The 20,883-nt window shown below is 45.5% G+C and carries 10 protein-coding genes and 4 tRNA genes; 9 read left to right on the top strand and 5 right to left on the bottom strand.

The window, feature by feature from the left end:
- Positions 1 to 212: 212 nt before the first annotated feature.
- The 4 genes from gcvH to thiL all read right to left on the bottom strand — a co-directional run bounded on the left by gcvH (position 213) and on the right by thiL (position 9,997).
- Positions 213 to 590, bottom strand: coding sequence for a glycine cleavage system protein GcvH (gene gcvH, locus ACRD7A_RS08330; protein WP_430812773.1), 378 nt, complete (start codon positions 588 to 590; stop codon positions 213 to 215).
- Positions 591 to 800: 210 nt separating this feature from the next.
- Positions 801 to 8,141, bottom strand: a complete 7,341-nt coding sequence (gene sov, locus ACRD7A_RS08325; RefSeq protein WP_430812774.1) for a T9SS outer membrane translocon Sov/SprA — start codon at positions 8,139 to 8,141, stop codon at positions 801 to 803.
- Between the two features lie 17 nt (positions 8,142 to 8,158).
- Positions 8,159 to 8,740, bottom strand: a complete 582-nt coding sequence (gene ruvA, locus ACRD7A_RS08320; protein ID WP_430812775.1) for a Holliday junction branch migration protein RuvA — start codon at positions 8,738 to 8,740, stop codon at positions 8,159 to 8,161.
- 207 nt (positions 8,741 to 8,947) lie between these two features.
- Positions 8,948 to 9,997: a thiamine-phosphate kinase gene (thiL, locus tag ACRD7A_RS08315; RefSeq protein ID WP_430812776.1), complete on the bottom strand. Its 1,050-nt coding sequence runs from the start codon at positions 9,995 to 9,997 to the stop codon at positions 8,948 to 8,950.
- Positions 9,998 to 10,381: 384 nt separating this feature from the next.
- Here thiL and ACRD7A_RS08310 point away from each other — a divergent pair.
- From ACRD7A_RS08310 to ACRD7A_RS08300, 3 genes are all read left to right on the top strand, one after another.
- Positions 10,382 to 10,454, top strand: a tRNA-Met gene (locus ACRD7A_RS08310).
- Positions 10,455 to 10,522: 68 nt separating this feature from the next.
- Positions 10,523 to 10,595 (top strand) — tRNA-Met (locus ACRD7A_RS08305).
- Between the two features lie 68 nt (positions 10,596 to 10,663).
- Positions 10,664 to 10,736 (top strand) — tRNA-Met (locus ACRD7A_RS08300).
- Between the two features lie 1,251 nt (positions 10,737 to 11,987).
- On the opposite strand, the gene ACRD7A_RS08295 is transcribed toward ACRD7A_RS08300, so the two are convergent.
- On the bottom strand, positions 11,988 to 12,995 hold the full coding sequence (locus tag ACRD7A_RS08295) for a DUF481 domain-containing protein (protein WP_430810721.1): 1,008 nt from the start codon (positions 12,993 to 12,995) through the stop codon (positions 11,988 to 11,990).
- Positions 12,996 to 13,178: 183 nt separating this feature from the next.
- Here ACRD7A_RS08295 and ACRD7A_RS08290 point away from each other — a divergent pair.
- The 6 genes from ACRD7A_RS08290 (at position 13,179) to ACRD7A_RS08265 (ending at position 20,876) form a co-directional block, all read left to right on the top strand.
- Positions 13,179 to 13,250: transfer RNA gene (locus ACRD7A_RS08290), tRNA-Arg, on the top strand.
- Positions 13,251 to 13,343: 93 nt separating this feature from the next.
- A complete protein-coding gene (locus ACRD7A_RS08285) occupies positions 13,344 to 13,724 on the top strand; it encodes a hypothetical protein (protein WP_430810722.1) in 381 nt (126 codons plus the stop codon).
- Between the two features lie 120 nt (positions 13,725 to 13,844).
- Positions 13,845 to 14,414 (top strand): RNA polymerase sigma-70 factor, encoded by a 570-nt coding sequence (locus ACRD7A_RS08280; RefSeq protein ID WP_430810723.1) that lies wholly within the window; start codon positions 13,845 to 13,847, stop codon positions 14,412 to 14,414.
- An 89-nt stretch (positions 14,415 to 14,503) separates the two neighbouring features.
- Positions 14,504 to 15,487 carry a FecR family protein gene (locus tag ACRD7A_RS08275; protein WP_430810724.1) on the top strand — a complete coding sequence of 328 codons (984 nt, stop codon included), beginning with the start codon at positions 14,504 to 14,506 and terminating at the stop codon, positions 15,485 to 15,487.
- A gap of 170 nt (positions 15,488 to 15,657) precedes the next feature.
- On the top strand, positions 15,658 to 19,038 hold the full coding sequence (locus ACRD7A_RS08270) for a SusC/RagA family TonB-linked outer membrane protein (protein ID WP_430810725.1): 3,381 nt from the start codon (positions 15,658 to 15,660) through the stop codon (positions 19,036 to 19,038).
- 14 nt (positions 19,039 to 19,052) lie between these two features.
- The gene (locus ACRD7A_RS08265; protein ID WP_430810726.1) at positions 19,053 to 20,876 is read left to right on the top strand and encodes a RagB/SusD family nutrient uptake outer membrane protein; all 1,824 of its coding nucleotides are present in this window, start codon (positions 19,053 to 19,055) and stop codon (positions 20,874 to 20,876) included.
- The last annotated feature ends 7 nt before the right edge of the window (positions 20,877 to 20,883 follow it).

Here is a 20,883-nt window from a genome sequence, read left to right as displayed (position 1 = left end):
AATGCAGAACCCCGGATTAGGACTTTGGGTTAAATACTTTAAAAACCTGAGCTTTTGAATATAAATAACCATGGGTTTTAACCCGTGGTAAGCCTCCTGCCTTATCTTTGCAATCCCAAAGTGCGTTGAATAGCAATAATCAAACTTTGAGAAAGTGTAGAGGGCAGAAAAAAAGCGACCCTTGGGCCGCTTTTCTATTGAATTGGTATTTATTAACCAATAATTTCTTTGTACTGTTCGCCGGTTAATAAATCGTCCAGCTCGGCAGTGTCGGCAATCTGCACTTTAATCATCCAACCGCCCTCAAAAGGCTCCTTGTTTACAAGCTCAGGCTGATCTTCCAGTGCCGGGTTTACTTCAATAACTTTACCGGTGATGGGCATATACAGGTCCGAAACCGTTTTAACAGCTTCAATGGTACCAAATACCTCTTCTTTGTCAAGTTCTTCGTCTTCGGTTTCTATTTCCACAAAAACGATATCGCCCAACTCTCCTTGAGCAAATTCTGTAATACCAATGGTTGCTATGTCACCATCTACAAGAACCCATTCGTGGTCTTTAGTATACTTTAGATTTTCAGGTACATTCATGATTGAACGATTTATTTTATTTATGATTTCTCAAATGTAAAGAATTTCTTAATATAATTCTATGTCATTTTTAGCAATCACCACTTATTGATGCTTTGTTTATTGTTTAATGTATTGTAATGCAGCATTTAACCTTGTATTTGTATCGCTGAACCCTAATAAAAATCATGTATTCTATTGGAGTAAAGTGTCATTATTTTTTACTAACGTTTATTGCGCCAGTGAGAAACGGAAACTAACACCAAAGTTTGAGTTGGTAATAGGGTATGAAAGCGATACATAGGGCTTATTCACCTTGGTATCATAGAACAGTTGCATGTTAAAACGTTCGCTTAGGGCATAGTCAGCAGTAAATTTCACACTTGTTATTTTCATACCGGCTGTAACCTGTCCGTAGTCCTCCTGTATCTTCCGCACAAAGCTGATGTTATCCTGTATGGTGAAATCAGCCCGAATATTCAGGTCGTTGCTGATGGATTTCTGACTGCTTCCTTTGCCAAAAATCAGGTTCATCTTATCGAAGCGATAGCCTAGCCCAATAACCAATTCATCATTAAAGTTTTCAATCACCTGGTTGTTACCCATGCTCAGACTCATGGTACGTGCCTTCTTAATCTCAGCCCGCGTGGTAATGGCATTAGTCCAGGTAATATTTACCCCTATCAGCGGATTAAACTGATCGGTTACCGTAATGGCATTGATATCGTACTCCATTATTCTGCCTTCTGCAGTCTCAGGTGTTACCGACACATAGGCTCCCATGTTGTAGGTGGAGCGATAGGCATGAGTCAGGTCAAAGGACTTAATCACCTTCTGAAATGCTTTTATGCGCGATAGGCCGTCGTAGGTAAGGCGCCAGTTGGGTTGTATCTTGGATAAGCCCGGAAATTGCTCGGTGAAGATGCTGTTGGCGCTGCGTCCTGAGTAAGCGGCCAGAAAAGCGGGTATCAGCACATCCTGATCGTTAATATTACTTGCTCCTGTGCGTTGCATAATAATGTCGCGATTGCTGATAAACTCCTCGAATGTTTTGGAGGCGTTGCCGGTTAAGTCGGGACGATAAAAAGCGGTGCGGAAGGCGTTGAAGCTCATGCTGAAGCGTCCGTTTGCTGTGCGCCCGGTTGCCGTGGGGCTTCCGCCAATGTAGTATTCGTTACGGTTGCGCTCGTAGGTGCGGTCGGCATTTAAGTCGATGCGTAGGCCGCGAATAGGCTCCAGGGTAATTTTGATGGAGAAGTCATCCCCGTGCGTCATCACATATGGGTTCACCATGGACTGATCGTTGGTAAGCCATCCCTTATCGGCTGCCTTAATGGCGAAATCACGGTCTTGCCAGCCCAGGATAAAAGGCATACCGGGAGCGCTGAAGCCTGATGATGTACCCATGAAATTGGCACTAGGCGTGTAGCCCGGTAGTATGGTTCCGTTCTGTTCCGAATAGGAGGCACTTACGTTCTTAACAGAGGTGAGTAGGAGCGCCGAATAGTCCACCACTTTCTTGATGACTGAATTATTTTCGGTGATGGTGCCGGTGATCATAACACGGGCATTCTCCACTGATTTCTCGGGTATAAATTCAATTTTATTTTTGTTCAGTACCTTGGTTTCTCCGCGAACAGGCTTACCCGTGGCATCAAATATACGCACTGATGTTTCCGTGGTCTTTAGCTTGTGGTTGATCACCAGGGCTTCATCTTTGGTAAGCACCACATTGGTTTTGTTGTAGCGCTCGGTGCGTTTGCCGTCTCGTATATTGCTTGTTCGGCGGGGGCGCGACGAGCGGTATTTCTTATCCAGCTCATTCAGATAAGGTATTTTCTTATACAGGGTGCTCATATTTAGCTGACCATTGCCTTGTATCACATTGGAGTTGCGGATGGTGTTGCCCCATTGTATGGTATCGGTTTCGAGCATGGGCTGTGCCTGCCATTGATACATACCGCGATACTGAAGACTGGCCGATGTAAAGTCGAGTAAGGGTATTTTGTTGATGGGCACCTGATAGCTCACATCAAAATTATGCTGATAGCTGGTGGTGCGTCCCATACTTTTGATGTTGCGCCACACTTCATCGCGCCACTCCTCGTAGGCATCCCGGTCATAATCCTTATTCACCGCGCCCTCGGGCTCATCAATGCGGGCATTGGTGATGGCTTTAAAGCTTAGTTTGAGCGATTTGGTAAGGTTGTAGCGCATGTCGAAGAATCGGTTCCAGTCAAAGTCTTTTGAAACCGTTAGCTCGGGACTGATGGGAGAGCCTGTATTGTTACGTAGCTGTACCTCACGATACTGGCGGTCAAACTCCCAGCGATAGGATATCTGGTTGGGTAAGTAGTAGAAGTTAAAGTCACGTATCAGTGACAGGTTTTTACTTTTTACCGCTTTTTTAAAGGGCTCAACGGCCTTGGGACGTGTATTGTAATTATAGGCGAGCACTCCGCGGTAGCTTTTATCTGTAGCGTGGTCGGTGTCAATGTCGTGCTTTGAGGTTTCGTTATAGGAATAGGTTGCCGAAATATTGGAAGGGCTGTAAAATTGCACTTTCTCCTTTTGCGGCAGCAGCTTCACATTGGTGAAGTTGACACTTTTGCGCTTCACCACATTCTGGGAGATATCTTTGATGGAGTCGCGCGCAGCATCATTGGCGGCGTTATCCAATGCCACATCCAAGGGGATATCCGGATCCAGCGGATAGTACTTGGGACTGGCCACCGACTTAGAATAGCCAAAGTAGAAAGGCACGCTTAAGGCCGATTCGGGTCCCAGTAACTTACCCAACTCCAGGTTGGTGGCAATATCATACTGATAGAATTCCTCCTGGCTGCGTTCCTGCACATTCTGGTCGATACTACCCCAGCCTACCGTACTTTTTTTACCGGCTACCGATACATTACCCAGGTCGGCCAGCTTCACGGTCATGCGGGCATTGGCTGCCCATCCGCCTTCTTCGTTAAAGTCGGTCAGGCGCAGTTCATTCATCCATACCTCCACCGATTTGCTTTGCGAGCCGCGTGTTCGCACCCCCATGGTGATGGTGCGTATATTGCTCAGGTTGGGATTACCTTTTACCGATGCAAAGTTATTGGGGTTATTGGGATCAGGCATTACATACACCTGGTTGAATGACACGCTGGATCCTTCCACACGTTTTTCGTCGTTGCGGCGCAGCTTAACCGTCTGAAACAGATCGAGCGGTACGTTCATCTCATTCTCCTCGGGCCACACCATGTAACGCTGTTCAATTACTTCATTGTCGTACTCGCCGGCCGGTGTCAACTTTAGCGGTATTTCGTATTCGTAGTAGTTATCGTTGTAGTCGCTTCCCACCCGAATAAAGGCCATCATTTCATTGTCCAAAAGCCCCTGATTATCCACGTCTTCGGCATGGATAAACATTTTTAGGCGCTGATACTGACGTATATCGATGCTCACATTTTTATACACAGCACGGGCATCGCCACCGGCCAGGTTCTGCACTTTCAGCAACAGCGACTGCTCATTAAGCTCGCGCAGCTGTGGGTTGGCAGGGTCAATCACACGGTCGATACCCGGTGGTAATACGTAGTTAACCGGTGTTTTCTGCGAGCTTTCCTCTATGTTCACTACCGATACTTCAAATTGTGTGTTGCCATTGTCTGCTGCATTTTCGTACAGTGACTCGTTGAATTTACGCCAGTCGCCCTTGATCAGATCCAGGGTGGCCATACGCAGAATAGTAGTATCCTTAAAGCCCTTCATGAACATACGCATGAAGCGGATGCTTCGCAGGTCGCGGATGGAGCCAATGGTTTGCGTGGGGTTTTGGATGGGGATGCGAAAGAGGTACCAATCGGCTTTCACGCCGTCATTATCGGCTATGCTTCCATCGCGCTGATCAACAATGTATGGGTTGGCCTCCACACTCATGGTGCTTTTTGAGATGGGTACTTCATATTGGAAGTAACTTTCGTTCTCACTCAGGGTGTTATCGTTGTTAATATCCTCCATGTCGGGCTGTGCCTTAGCTGCCCTTTTGGTGCCGTCTCCTTCATATTCCGAGGGCAGCGAGTTGCCTTCGGGACTATTGAATAGCTTATAGCGATCCAGAATACTGGTTCTGTTCTCATCGTGCGCACCTCCCAAAAAGTAAAGGAAGTCATCGGAGGCCGGGTCTTGTCTTAATTTATCCAGGGCAGCCTGTTCCAGGTCGGTACCCATGCTTTCAATGATTTCCAGGAAGGGGTAGTTGCCATTGCGGTAGAAGCGCTGTTCGTTGGCTGAGTTCATACCGTTCAGACCCACATCCTGTGCCAGGCGGGTGGGACCATCGTTACTAAAGCCATTTACCAGGTTTTGCTTGCGCGATACATAGCCCCACTGCGTAGAGTCGACATCAAAGGGTTCTCCGGGCCCGGGCAAGCCGTTCTCAAATGATTTGCGGGTGTCGCGCAGTATGTCTTCCGATACGTTACCCAGGTTGAAATAGATCTTTCCTTCATTTTCATCCAGGTTATCGTCATACACATAAGGATCCATCATCCAGAACTCGATGTACTCAATGTTGGCCGCCTCAAAGTCATTCACATCAATCTGACGCATCATACCGCCCCAGCGTTCTTCCGGCATTTTAAGGGTTCCATCGGGGTTAATACCGTGTCCGTAGCCATCAGTGGTGGCACTGCTTGTTCCTGCATCAAAGTTGTAGGGGCCGCGTTCGGTGGGGTAGTAGGCGATGTTCAACACGGGCATGTTGGTGGGCTGCCCGTAGGGTGCCTCACGGTTGGGAAATATTTCTTTCTCAAGGATCTCGCGCACAAAGTGATTCTTTTTCTGATCGTCGTCGGCTTTTATGTGGCCGGGTGTTTGCGTGCTGGTGCGCAGAAACAACGGATCGATGGAATACCAGGCAAAGCGTGCCCGGTTAACGCCCGAAAAGAGATTGTCGATAAGGGCTGCCTCGCGAAACTCATCTTCCTGTCCCTGGGGCGTACTGGCGATCTGCCAAGCCATCCAGTTACGCATATCGTAGGGCACCCGCGTGCCTTCAAAGTCATCGATGTAAGAAGTACCCGATTCGTCAATTACCTTGGGATGACCGGGCAGTAACTGGGCAAATTCACCTTCAAAGGTAACACTCGACATCTCCTTGGTTTCCACCAGCGGCAATTTGTCTATCAGCTCGGTAATACCCATAGATTCTGTGTAGAAAGAGGTATTCAGTCCCCAGATGGTGTTGGCGATAGGTTCGTCACCAATGTTTACCTTTTGTGTCAGGGGGCGTTCGCGCAGGTGCATTAGCGTACCGCCTATGTTAAAGTTATCATTGAACTGATAGTTCAGGTGGGTGCCCATCAGTGTTTTGGTCTGTAGGGCAAAGAGTGACTGATTTTCCAGTGATACTTGAATGGGTGTGCCGGAGGAAAGGATGCCCTGATTGATAATGCGTACGCGTCCCAGGGTGTAATCGACGGTATAGTCCTGATTTTCAACCAGGCGAATACCGCCCGCTGTAACTATTACCGATCCCTGCGGTATGTTCATGGCATTCAGCGATATCTCCGATCCAGAGCTTGATTTGTAGCGTCCTTTTAGTTTGTATTTATTACGCGAAGCATCCTGTTCGGCCACTATCTGTGTGCTGTCGTACAGCGCCTGAAAAACGTATTTTTTTATCAGCTGCTCATCGGCCATACTGCCACCCAACTGCTCGCGCATATTACTACCGAAGGGCTCCAGTACCGGAAATATGATACGGCCATTATCGGGCTTGATGGTGAGGTTACTCACATAGTCAAAGATACCGTCGGGCTGATAATCGTTATTGGTGTTCAGGTTATCCAGGTTCATCAGGCGGATAAACAATTGCCCCATGGCATTTTCGGGTCCTTCGGGCAGGTAATTGATGTTACCCCCCGTGCTGTCATTGGTATAGGTCACGTTCATGATGAAGTCTTCGCGATTAACCTGATATGCATTAATCGAATAGATGTTTTTCATCATGAGATCCCAGGTTGGGTTGTCGCGACCATTTATTTTACCGGGCGACAGGTTAGTGGGCTTAAGCAGTTTAAGGAATAGGGTCTGCTCGGCTTCGTTCTGTGTATTGGTAAATTCACCTACCTTAAAAGTCTCGCCGGCATAGGTGTATTCGTAGGCAATACACAGTACTTCATCTGCGTTAAGAGCCGTATTCAGCGAGATGTATCCCAGCTTGGGCTGCACCGAATACTCGGTGTCGGACAGCTTACGCGCATTTTCCAGCTTTTCGTATTCAATGGTATTGAGGATCACACCATCAAGCGTGGCCGTAACTTTGTTGATGTCGCGCACAGCGCTATAGCTACCCTGGCTCATTTCGTTGTACAGGCCGTTGGCGTTGTTACGCGGCGAAACAGCCGACGTGCCGGCCCATTGCGTGTTAAATGTGTTTTCGCGGTTCTCACCCAGGTCGGCAAAACCCACCACGTTGCGCGATTCATTCACGTCGCTGCGACTGTTGGTCACCCACACCTCTACGCGGGTGATGTTAATGGCGCTGTTTACCAGCGGCAGGCGTTCCAATGCCTGATCGTATTTATCCCTGAAGAATTTACTTAGAAAGAAGTGGCGGTTGCGATCGTATTGGTCGGCATGTATTTCAAATTCCTGCGTTTCGGCACCCCCTTCGATGCTCATCACTGATGTTTCGCCCTTTTGCTGGGAGAAGATGCTGGTAACCGTGAGCTTTCCAAATTGCATCTCGGCCTTTACACCAAAAAGGCTCTGGCTTCCGGTGATAAGCGTACCGGGCAGGGGCAGTGTTACGTTACCGGCTTCCACTTTTTTCAGGATGTCATCTTCACCGCCTTCATATTCCAGATTCATCTGGTTTTCAAAGTCAAAGGTGGCCTCGGTATTGTAGTTAACGCCCAGCTTTAGCTTTTCACCAATGCTACCACTCAGGTTCATCTGTATCTTCTCCTGAAAATCGAAAGTGGTGGTTTTACGCAATCGCTCCTGAAGTGTTGGGTTATCAATTTTTGTGTATTGAATGCCCACACTTAATTCGGCCATCCCTTGCAGGCGCACATTAATGGCATTACTGCCAAAGATACCCTCGAAAGCCTCGCCACCCACGTTTTTCCACATCTTATTAAATACGGAGTTGTCATCATATTGGGCAGCTTCTTCCTGCTGTTTTTGGCGCCAGTAGGAGATAATGGAGCGGCGGGTGTCATAATCCAGGTAATCTTCCAGGGGCATTGAATAGGGCAGTCGAATATCCATGTTACCTACCTTGCGGTAGATGGTTACCCTGCCTGTTTCGTAATCATACTCGGCATTGTAATCCAGATTGGTCGGATCATTCAGGTCAATACCACGCTGCTCCTCCCGCTCAAGCAGGGGGTTGCCACTTTTATCGATAATCTGATAGGGTAGGTTAATGGGATCAGTGCGGCCCAGTGTGTCAGGTTGCTGATAGGCTATGTGGGTATAGTGGCTTTCCCTGCCGTGCAGTAAAGAAGTGCTCATCGTAGTGAGTACGATGGTTGTAAAAAACAAGGTAATGGTATATTGTAGCTTTTTCTTCAAGGGTGCAATATCCTTAATTACATAATCTTAAGAGATTGTTTGATCAACTCTTCTACTTTTAAGCCCGGCGATTGCCCCAGAATTTTATCCACTGCTTTTTGGGCAGTATTTTTTGCAAAGCCTAGCATTACTAAAGCAGATAACGCTTCTTCGCGAATTGTATTGTCTTGTGAGGCGAAAATTTTCTGATCGATAGGTTCTTTACTTAATTTATCTTTCAGATCAACAATGACGCGTTGTGCCGTTTTGGCACCAATGCCTTTTACCCCTTTTATTACGTTCACATTATCGGTTAATATGGCACCCCGCAATTCCTCGGCCGATAGTGAAGACAGCATCATGCGTGCTGTGTTGGCTCCAATGCCAGATACCGATATGAGGTGCCGAAACAAATCGCGCTCCGATGGCTCTGCAAAGCCATAGAGTGCAAAGGCATCTTCTCTGATGTTTTCATGGACAAACAGTTGGGCTTCTTTTTTGCCATCGAGGCGGGTAAAGGTATTGAGAGAGATGTGTAAGAGGTAGCCAAGGCCATTTACATCGATAACAACATGGGCAGGGCTTGATTCGGCAATTTTACCGCTGATATATTCGTACATGGGAAATCGTTTACTGAATAATGATATATATTATTTAATAACTGTTAGTGGGGTGGTTAATGTTCAGTGATGAGCGCTGTTCATTAAGCATACCTTGTAGTGCCTTTTGAAAACTCTATATTATAAATTGTTTACGGAACGGTTCTTTATAAGTGCCTTGTGGCAGAGAACCGTTCCATACAAGATTTATTGAGCGTACTGCCGGCCTTAGTCTTTGTTTTTGATGGGGTTCCATCCCTGCGCTTGCAGTTCCACCTCCTGATCGGCGTTGGTTACCAGGCAGCATCCCTTGGTCTCGGACGTGATGTGACCAATGATGTATATATTAGCATCGCCGGCATCTTTAAATTTCTCGTAGTCCTCCTGTTTAATCGTAAAGAGTAACTCGTAGTCTTCGCCACCGTTCAAGGCTGTTACTGTGGGGTTAATGCCCATTTCTTCGGCCAGCATGGATGTGGTGGGGTCGATGGGGATCTTGTTTTCGTAAAGACGACAGCCGGTTTTGGACTGGGTGCAGATGTGCAGCAGCTCGCTCGACAGACCATCGGAAATGTCAATCATGGAAGTGGGCACCACGTCAAGTTTCTCTAAAAGGGTGCATACTTCCTTGCGTGCCTCAGGTTTGAGCTGGCGACCCAGTATGTAGTCATAGCCACTCAGGTCGGGCTGTACGCCCGGGTTATCGGCATAAATCTTTTTTTCTCTTTCGAGCAGTTGAAGTCCCATGTAGGCGCCGCCCAGGTCGCCCGACACGCAGATAAGGTCGTTGGCTTTGGCACCCGATCGGTAGCATATCTTGTCTGCTTCGGCTTCGCCCAGTGCGGTTACGCTAATGGTAAGGCCGGTTAGAGAAGCGCTTGTGTCGCCACCTACCAGGTCAACATTGTAGTAGTCGCAGGCGGCGTAGATGCCTTCGTATAATTCGTCTAGTGCTTCCACCGACATTTTAGCGCTTAAGCCTAGTGAAACAGTGATTTGTTTGGGCGTGGCGTTCATGGCATACACATCACTTACGTTAACCACTACGGCCTTATAACCCAGGTGTTTCAGTGGAGTGTAGGTAAGGTCAAAGTGAATGCCTTCCAACAATAGATCAGTGGTAACAACTGTTTTCTTATTCTTAAAATCCAGTACGGCTGCATCATCGCCCACTCCCTTTAGGCTGCTGGAGTGTTTCAGCTTAATATTATCTGTTAAATGGTGGATCAAACCAAACTCTCCCAGTTGACCTAACTCTGTTTTTTTAACCTCGCTCATTACTTGCTTTTTTTATTAACATGCAAAAGTAAGCAATGCAAAGCTGAGCGACAACCTTAGACAAAATGATTTGATAAGTTTCAGTTGAAAAGGGAAATCAGATCTTATACGTTTGTTATTCAATGCACTTTGTCTTTGGTGCGTATAACGAAAACGAATGTTGTGCTTATCGGCCTTGCAGACTACTATAAAGAGGAAAGGCCTTGTATATATTTTTTTAAAATCGGATGATTTTTATCTTGAGGTCTGTGATCCTGCTGTTTGGTGCTTGCGTTTTGAAAAAGAGCATGGGAAGTTTGATTTTTTTATTTGCACAATAAAAAGATAAGCTCTATATTTGCAACCGCAATTGAGAAAGATAACAAGCGTGTTATTAAGATATATTGCGGGGTGGAGCAGTTGGTAGCTCGTTGGGCTCATAACCCAAAGGTCGTCCGTTCGAGTCGGGCCCCCGCTACTTCAGTCGGAAAGGATGATTGCTTTCCGACTTTCTTTTGAAATATTGTTTACGCAATGAAAATATATTGCGGGGTGGAGCAGTTGGTAGCTCGTTGGGCTCATAACCCAAAGGTCGTCCGTTCGAGTCGGGCCCCCGCTACTTCAGTCGGAAAGAATGATTGCTTTCCGACTTTCTTTTGAAATATTGTTTACGCAATGAAAATATATTGCGGGGTGGAGCAGTTGGTAGCTCGTTGGGCTCATAACCCAAAGGTCGTCCGTTCGAGTCGGGCCCCCGCTACTACTAAGAATAGGTAAAGCACTGAAGAATAATTTCTTCGGTGTTTTTTATTTGTATTGGACGCACGTACGTTTTAATGTGATCCATTGCGGATCAAAACCGTTATGATCCCCATCCCACCGCCTATGGCAGCGTACTTCCCCTTGCCTTCAAGGCCAAAGGGAAGAATGTGCACAGCGCTTATGAAGCAAATGCTTTTCTTAGACCTCAAAGGACTTAAAAGTAATTGAGGAACAGTGCATGTGTCAATGAATGAGAACCTTGGGTGTGTGTCAGTGGATCTTAATTCTGAACCCGAAGGGTTCAAATATCTATAGCCACAGGAGACAACCTGTGGTGTTCATCGTGCATTATTCACCAACCCCGGAGTGGGTTGAATATCAGGAACGGTTCCCTCGAAGCAAGATGTGCATAGGGAACTGTTGCGTTATTTTCAGGATCGCATCTGATTTCCCTTATGCAAATAGAGCTGCGATCCATTGCTGCGAAAGATCGTTGTGATCCCCATCCCACTGCCTTTGGCAGCGTACTTCCCTTGCCTTCAGGGGCACAGGGAAGAATGTACACAGCGCTTATACAGCAAATGCTTTTCTTAGACCTCGAAGGACTTAAAAGTGAATAAGGAACGGTTCATATATGAATGAGAGCCTTGAGTATGCGTCAGTAGATCTTAATTCCGAACCCGAAGGGTTCAAATATCTATAGCCACAGGAGACAATCTGTGGTGTTTATCGTACATTATTCACCAACCCCGGAGTGGGTTGAATATCAGGAACGGTTCCCTAAAAGCAAGATGCACATAAGGAATCGCTCCGATATTTTCAGGATCGCATCTGATTTCCCTTATGCAGATAGAGCTGCGATCGATTGCTGCGAAAGACCGTCATGATCCCCATCCCACTGCCTATGGCAGTATACTTCCCCTTGCCTTCAAAGGCAAAGGGAAGAGTGTATACAGCGCTTATACAGCAAGTACTTTTCTTAGACCTCGAAGGACTTAAAAGTGAATAAGGAACGGTTCATATATGAATGAGAGCCTTGAGTATGCGTCAGTGGATCTTAATTCTGAACCCGAAGGGTTCAAATATCCATAGCCACAGGTGACAACCTGTGGTGTTCATCGTGCATTATTCACCAACCCCGGAGTGGGTTGAATATCAGGAAAAGTTCCCTCGAAGCAAGATGTGTATAGGGAACTGATGCGGTATGTTCAGGATCGCATCTTCTTCATATTATACAGATTTGAGGTTGTTACAATTCCCAACCAAAGCCTGTGGCAAACACATAGTCAGTATCGGATGCTCCGGCTACGGGCTGATTGTCATAATTGAGTGTCAATCCTATTTTAATGTAAAAATCTTTCGGCAGATCGTATTTAACATCGGTATTAAAATCCGAACGCCAACGACCCGACTGAGTAAGTCCCGGGTAAGCAGTGACTTTGATCCGGAGGCTTAAGTCGCCCGTGTCAAAAAGGTTTAGCTCGGTATCGATAACCCCTTCCATGCTCTCGCGGTCATCGCTGCTTGTTACGTAGTGTTCGCTGTTGTATGAAAGTCCAAGGGATACGCTCCAATATGCTTGGTTGGTGTGCAAAAGGTAGGTGCCAGCCCCCAGCTGAGCATTGGTTCTTAGTCTCAGCTTTTGTTCAGTATTGGATAAGAAGGTAGTTGAAACGCCCCCAAACCAACGCTTTTGAAAATAATAACGGAAGCCAATTCTGGCATCGTCACGGCTAACACGTTCTACGCTGTCCTGATTGGAGGCAAATGCGTTATAATGGGTGTTGATGGCCCAGCGCTCTGCCTGGTAGCCGATATTACTGCGCAGTGAGGCTTGTCGCAATGTATTGGCCTTGGTAAGATCCCAGCCAAAGTCTATGGAGGCGTTTATTTTACTCCAAAAATCCCGGTTTACCGATTCCATAAATACGATTTCCTGCGCATCTACTAAAATACTGTTTCCCTCGCTGCTGGTTATCTCTACTTTTTGATCGTTGAGAGTAGTCAGTGTTCCACTGTGTCGGTTGCCATTGCTGAGCGATACCAAAAAGAAGGTCCTGGTGGTAATGCTGGCAATGCCTTCCCACTCAACAGCAAAGTCACTGTCGCTGTAGTCTGTTTCAATTTTTAGTACGCCTCTGTTCATGCCTTTTATCTCACCTTCGAGATAGTCACCATTGCTTAGTGTTAATTTATCATTTTGGGCCAGTGCAGCAGCTTGTATAGCAAGGCACAGGATGAGTATTTGTTTTCTCATGGGGTTGATTTGTTATTTATTGGACTTCTACTATTCATTTAAAATGCAAACTTGTCACTAAAAATACAAGTATTGTCCCATCTTATTGCTCATAATGATAGATTCTTACGGCAATTCGGGGTGGCTTTTGGCAATGACGCGGTTGGTGCATAGAAATAATTTTTTACCTTTGTGATCCGCTACGGCCCCGTAGTTCAATGGATAGAATGTAGGATTCCGGTTCCTATGATGTGGGTTCGATTCCCGCCGGGGTCACTTAAAAGCTTTTATAAAGACCTGCGAATCGTATGATTTAAAGGTCTTTTTTTATTTTATCTTAGGGGTTCTATGCGTTTGATCAACTTCATTTTGAATAGTAAGGTAATTGATGTTAAGATGGGAAGTGCAGGTGCCCTGTTTCTGGGTGCCATCGTGTTTGCGGTCAATTATCGATATGGATGGGAGCCGGGTCTTGTGGCGGCATCAAAGCAGGCACTTTATACTTTTTTTATTGGAGGTGTGATGACGAAGATGACCGAGAATATCGTTCTCCACATTACTCATCGTGCCAAAGCATTGCTATTGGCAGTGTTGCTTCCTACGCTTCTTACTTCGGCGCTAACCTTTGGTGTTCATTCATTAAAGGGTACTCCTGAGCCTTTTATCAGTACGATACCTACCTTTCTTTTTGCACCTCCCGGTTTCTTTGTCTGGGCATGGCGAAAGCGCCGTCAGATGGAGGGGCGCTAGGTTAGTTCAAGCAATCACAGTTTGTTTTATTTGCAATACTGAGCCTATGTTCATGGGATTTGTTATTGTTTTGTTAGGTTTGCAGGATAACAACCGTCGATTAAGGATACAACTTTATTAATGAGCGTCAAATTTACTAGCAAAAGTCATGATAAGCAGAAGGGGGCAGATGTAGTGTTTGCAGACCTGTATGATTGCTATTACGCGCGTTTTGTGCATTATGCAAATGGTTTTGTGACTGATTTTGATGTTTGTCGTGATATTGTACAAGAGCTTTTTGTGAAGGTGTGGGAACGCAAGCTATATGAGTTAAATCAAACGGAATTTGAAAAGTATTTGTACCGGAGCATTAAAAATGCCTGTATTGACCATCTGCGTAAGGAGAAATCCAATCCGAGTACCAGCTTAACAATATTACAGGCCTTGATTCAGCAGAGTGAAGAATCGGTGAGTGAGATGGAGATGAAGGAACTGGTGGATAAGATAAAAACACAGTTCGATCAGTTACCTGAAAAGACGGCCCTTGTGTTTAAGAAGAGCCGATTGGGGGGTATGAGTAATGCCGATATTGCCGAGGATTTGAATCTGTCGGTGAAAGGCGTTGAGTTTCATATTACCAAGGCCCGAAAATATTTGGCACTCGCATTGAAGGAATATATGCCGCTACTTATCGTACTACTAGGCAATTAACATTTCTTCAATAAAAAATCTTAAAAAAAGATAATATTCTCACTAGGGTTATGCCTGCTTGCCTCGTTATAGGAGTAGAATAAGCAAGCATGAAGAAAAAGAATTTTAACCACGGTTTACTTGTCAAGTATCTTTTCCGGCAGACTGGAGCTGCAGAGGAGGCGGAGGTTGGCGAATGGCTCTCAAGAGCATCGGCACGTTACCGTTATCTTGACAAACTTCTTAAAGCCAAGAGTCTGATGCAGGCCGAGGAAGAATCTTCTTGGATGAAGGAAGATTTAAAGGCTATCCAGCAGCGCATTCGTTTCCGCCGTTCCCGAAAAATCATATGGACAGCAGCTGCCGCTGTTTTAGCACTTATGCTGGCATCATCGCTTACCTTATTTTGGTTGCAACCCAATGGGGGTGAAGCGAAAGAGTGGGTTACTGTGGCTGTAGCCCGCGGGCAACAAAAGGATTTGGTGCTGCCCGATGGATCATGTGTTTTACTGGCGGCTGACAGCAAGCTTTCCTACCCTTGTGATTTTGCTCAGGACCAGCGTTTGGTTAAGTTAAGTGGAGAAGCCTTTTTTGATGTTGTTCATAAACCTGATCAGCCTTTTAAAGTAGTAACCATACATTCCGATGTTAGGGTATTAGGTACATCTTTCAACATAAAAGCCTATCCGTCCGATCCTAACTTTTCAGCGGTGTTGGTAAGCGGTAGCGTGGAGGTGTTGATGAAAAACGAAGCTGATGATGTAGCAGCTAGCTGTGTGCTGAAACCCAAGCAGAAGTGCCTGTTCGATATACACAATAAACAGTATAAGGTGAAGACGGTAGCGTTGGATCATGAATTGGCCTGGCGCGAAAAACGGCTCTCATTTAAAAATGACTGTTTTAGCGATATTGCCCAAGAGCTGGAACGTTATTACGACGTGGATATTTTGCTGAAAGGGCAAGAGCTTTCCCAGCGTCGACTCACGGGGGAATTTGAAGGTGAAAAGTTGGAAACTGTGTTGGCCAACTTACAGGAGTGGCTGCCCTTTAACTATAACATCAACAATGATAATATACTTATAACAGAAAAATAATTATTAGAAAAATGGAGGATCTTGCAGGATCCTCCAAATCATTCATTCAATCCTTCATTGCAGTGAAGGAAAATTAAATCAAGTGTAAAACTAGTTTCAAAGTTATGAAAAAAATTCATTTCGACCGCGTTTGGGGACAAATGCGGTGTAGGGGAAAACTGTTTAAAGTTATGAAGATTACGAGCTTTTTGCTCCTGGTGAACATCTTCATGGTGAGTGCTGCCGATTCGTACTCGCAGAAGGCCAAGGTTACCATACAGGCAAAAAATAACAGTATTACAGAGGTGCTCGATCAGTTGAGTAAGGCTTCGGAGCTGACTATTATGTATAGCACCGACGAACTGAACGAAGAGGCACTGGTAAATGGTCTTTTTGAAGACGTTAGTGTGGAAGAGGTACTTAACTGCATTCTTAAAGATCAACTTGTAGGATACGCTATTGTGGAAGATAAAGTCATTATCTCGAAGCGACGCTATGAGGAGAGTCGTTTGGTACAGCAGGATAAGCAAGAGATTAGCGGTCAGGTTACTGATACTTCTGGTCAGCCTATTCCCGGTGTAAATATTAGTGTTAAAGGCACTGTAATTGGTACCATAACCGACATTGATGGCCGCTATACCCTTGAAGTACCGGCCAATGCTGAAGTGATTGTTTTCACCTTTATTGGTATGAAACCACAGGAGGTAGACTACAAAAATCAGACAACCATTAATATGGTGATGAGCGAGGATACTCAAGGTTTGGAGGAAGTAACAGTGGTAGGCTATGGTTCGCAGCGTAAGGTAAGTGTTACCGGATCAATCGAAACCATTGAGCCGGCTACCCTGCGTGTACCTTCCAGTAATATATCTACTTCGTTCGCCGGTAAACTGGCTGGTGTAATTGCTTTTCAGCGTTCCGGAGAGCCTGGTGCCGATGGTGCTAACTTCTATATTCGTGGTATTTCAACTTTTAGTGGAGCCACTAATCCGCTGATTATCGTAGATGGTGTGGAAGTGTCGCAGGCTGACTTAAATGCTTTGCCACCTGAAGTAATCGAAAACTTTTCGATATTGAAAGATGCAACGGCTACTGCCTTGTATGGTACACGTGGTGCCAACGGTGTGATGATCGTGAACACCAAAAGCGGTAAAGATATGGAGCGTGCCAAAGTAAATGTGCGTATCGAGAACTCGGTGTCTATGCCTACATCGATACCTGATTTTGTGGATGGTCCGCGTTTTATGGAGATGTACAATGAGGCTATTGCAGGGCGAAACACTGGTGATATTCCTTATTCGCGCGATAAAATAGCAGGAACACGAGCTGGTTTAGATCCTTATTTATACCCTAATGTAGATTGGCACAATGAGTTGTTCAAGAATATGGCCATGAATCAAACCGCCAATGTGAGCGTATTGGGCGGTGGAAAAAGGATGGATTACTTCATGAACGTATCTGCTAACCTGGACAATGGTATTCTTAAAGATTTTGATCTGATGTCATATGATAGTAACGTTAAGGTACGTCGTTATGCTTTTCAGAACAATATTAATGCACAGCTTACACCTTCTACGCGTGTTTCATTAAGAATGAATGCCCGTTTGCGTCAGTATAATGGTCCGGCCATTGGTGCTAAAAACGTATTTGGGAATGTAATGCAGGCCAACCCAGTGGATTTTCCTATGCTATGGCCTGATGAATACATCCCTCGTGAAGAAAATCAGCCTGAACTAGACCATATTCCATTTGGTGGTAAGTCTGGAGGGCTTATTAATAATGGCTACGTAAACCCCTTTGCCGAAATGGTAAAAGGATACAGTGAAGGCTTCCAGAGTACATTAATTACTACCCTGGATGGTGAGCAAAAGCTAGATTTTGTAACCGAAGGTCTTAAATTTAAAGCCATGGCATCGTTTAAGAACTGGAGCAATACAACCGTTAAGCGTGTGGGTGGTATCAACCAGTATGAGGCTAGTAACATTGTGCCCAATGATCAGGGAGGTTATGATTATGACTTTAACATGGTGGGTACGGTGCAAAATCCAACTTTGGGTACAGAAACAGAGTCTAAAGGTGATCGTTCATTGTATTTCCAAACACAGTTGGAGTACAATCGTAGCTTCGGTTTGCACCGCACCTCGGGTATGTTACTGTATTCGCAAGATGAGTACCTGGTTAATAATCCCGATGGCTTGATTCCGTCTTTACCCAAACGCCGTCAAGGACTGGCCGGTCGTTTAACCTATAGCTACAACGATATTTACCTAACCGAAGTGAACTTTGGTTACAATGGTAGCGAAAACTTTGCCAAGGGTCATCGTTTCGGTTTCTTCCCGTCTGTTTCTTTGGGCTATGTAATGAGTAACGAAGACTATTGGACAAATCTGAGCCACATTGTATCCTTCCTGAAGATACGTGGATCGTGGGGTAAGGTCGGTAATGACAAGATTATTGCTGATAATGAGGTTAAGCGTTTTGTGTATATGTCGGACATCGATTTGACCGGCGCCGGTTATACTACCGGTCGCGATATGAACTATTATCGCGAAGGTCCTGTTTACAATCGCTATGCCAATAACGATATTACCTGGGAGATTGGAGAGAAGATTAACGTGGGTGCCGACATTGGCTTTTTTAATGGTAAGTTAAATTTGGTAGCCGATTTTTATCGTGAGGTGCGCGATGGCATCTTTTTGAAACGTGCCGTAATACCCACTTCTTTTGGTACTGATGGTACAAATATCTTTGGCAACCTGGGTAAGGTGAAAAACCAGGGGGTTGATTTGGCCCTGGACTATAACCATGAGTTTAGCCCGGATTTCAGCATGCAGCTGAAGGGTACCTTTACCTTTGCCCGCAACGAAGTGCTGGCTAAAGACGAACCGGCTTTCTCAAAGTATCCGAACTTATCGGCTGTTGGGCATCCTGTTCATACGTTATGGGGTTATGTGGCCGAGCGTTTGTTTATTGATGAGGCTGAGATTGATAACAGTGCCTTGCAACAGATTGGCGGTACGGTGTTGCCCGGTGATATTAAATACACTGACATTACGGCTGCTATCGACGAGTTAAATTTGATTAACAGTGACGACCGTATGGCTATGGGCCATCCTACAGTGCCTGAAATAGTGTATGGTTTTGGTCCTTCTTTCAAATATAAGAAGCTGGATTTCTCACTTTTCTTTCAGGGTGTAGCCAATACTTCTTTCTTTATTAACGGTTTTCATCCTTTTGGTACCAGTCAAATTCGTAATGTGTTAAGCTTTATTGAAGAGGACTACTGGACAGAGGATAACCAAAATATTTATGCAGCCTACCCACGGTTAAGCAAAATGGATCATCCTAACAATACCCAAAATTCAAGCTTTTGGTTGCGCAATGGTGCCTTCTTAAAACTGAAAAATGCGGAGATTGGTTATACGCATAAGTTCCTGCGTGTTTATATGAGTGGATTGAATCTCTTAACATTTTCAGAGTTTGATTTATGGGATCCTGAAATGGGAGGTGGAAACGGGCTGAAATACCCAACCCAGCGCGTATTTAATATCGGTGTTCAATTGTCATTGTAAAAATTATTGTAGAGATGAAATTTAAAATATTATCGTTTTTAATATTAGCCGTTATGTTCGTGGGCTGCTCCGATTACTTGGATGTGGTGCCCGATGAGCGGCCAACAGAAGAAGATGCTTTTAAAAATAAGTATGCGGCAGAGAATTATCTTTACTCTTGCTACAGTTATTTGCCTAAGCCACGTAAGGGGGATGAGTCTCTTGATTTGATGACCTCAGACGAGGTGGTGACGGCTTTTGAGCATGAAACTTTTGCTCAGTTCCCTAAGGGTAACTTTACGGCCTCCAACCCGGTTATATCCTACTGGAATAGCCTGTTTAAAGGTATTCGTCAGTGTTATTTGCTAATAGAGGGCGTGGATCAGACGCCCGATTTGTCCGATGCCAACAAGAAACTTTACAAGGCAGAAGCTCGCTTTTTAATTGCTTATTATCATTATCTGCTGGCGCAGAACTACGGGCCTACTATTATCGTGGAATCAGTGCCTGATATCGGTATGTCTTTTGATGATTTCCCGAGTCGTGCGCCTTTTGATGAGGTAATTGATTTCATCGTTGCAAACCTTGATGAATGTGCTCCTCAGTTGCCTGCTGAGCATGCTTCCCCATCGGCTTATGGACGTGCCACCAGTGTAATCGCCAAAGCCGTGAAGGCAAAGGCTTTATTGTTGGCTGCCTCGCCGCTGTTTAATGGTGGTGGCGAAGATCAAACAAGTTTCTACACTTCGTTTACCGATAAAGAAGGAAACCTGTTGATCAGCACATCTTACGATCCTGAAAAGTGGCAGCGTGCTGTCGCGGCTGCCAAGGAAGCCATTGATGCAGCTGAACAGGCCGGTCATGAGTTGTATGTATATGATGAGTCGAAAGGGGAAACTTTTCCTGAAGATGAGTATGAGCGAAATGCTCGTTATACCTTTATTGATCGCTACAGCAAAGAAGTTATTTGGGGAGATACGCGTAAGGAAGGAATGTATGGAATTCAAAATAAATCAACTCCATTTATTGAAGGCCGGGCATGGAACGGTATTGCTCCCACGCTAACGATGGTGGAGGCATTTTATACTGAGAATGGCTTGCCCATTGATGTGGATCCCGATTTTGACTACGAGAATCGTTACGAAATTGCCACTGGTCCTTTAGGTACGACCATGAAGCTGCACCTGAATCGTGAGCCACGTTTCAATGCCTGGATAGCCTATCACAACAGTTATTATGAGGTGATTCGTGATGAAGAGCAGCGCATAGTGGCCAAGTTTCGTAAGAATGATAACTGCGGCATTCAATCGCGCTCAGGAAACTATTCGCCCACCGGATATTTGAATAAAAAAGCGGTACACCCCAAATTGGAGCAGCCTAGCTTGCAGGCGCCTAGTCAGCAGTACCCCTGGCCTGTTATTCGACTGGCCGAGTTATATCTGACCTATGCCGAAGCATTGGTGGAGTATGGAGGTGCCGCTGAGTTTGCCATCGCCAAGGAGTATCTCGACAAAGTTCGCACTCGTGTAGGCGTACCTACTGTTGATGAGGCTTGGGCAGCGGTTGGCGGAGCGAGCACGCGCGAAGTGATGCGTCGTATCGTCAGAGATGAGCGTACCATTGAGTTTTATCTGGAGAATAAGCGTTTCTGGGATTTGCGTCGCTGGATGATTGCTGAGCCTTACCTGAATACAAAGGCAATCGGCCTAAATATTCAGGGCGCTACCGATGCTGATTTCTTTAAGCTTAAGGAGGTTGTGTTTGAGCGTCGTTTCCGTTCGCCTGCCTTCTACCTGATGCCTATTCCTCAAGGTGAGATTAATAAAAACGAGCACCTAGTTCAAAACCCCGGTTATTAATTGACAA

Origin of the sequence: Carboxylicivirga longa (genome assembly GCF_050589825.1) — a bacterium.
Classification (GTDB): domain Bacteria; phylum Bacteroidota; class Bacteroidia; order Bacteroidales; family Marinilabiliaceae; genus Carboxylicivirga; species Carboxylicivirga longa.
Note: the sequence above shows the minus strand (reverse complement) of the source record. Positions and strands in the feature narration are given on the sequence as shown.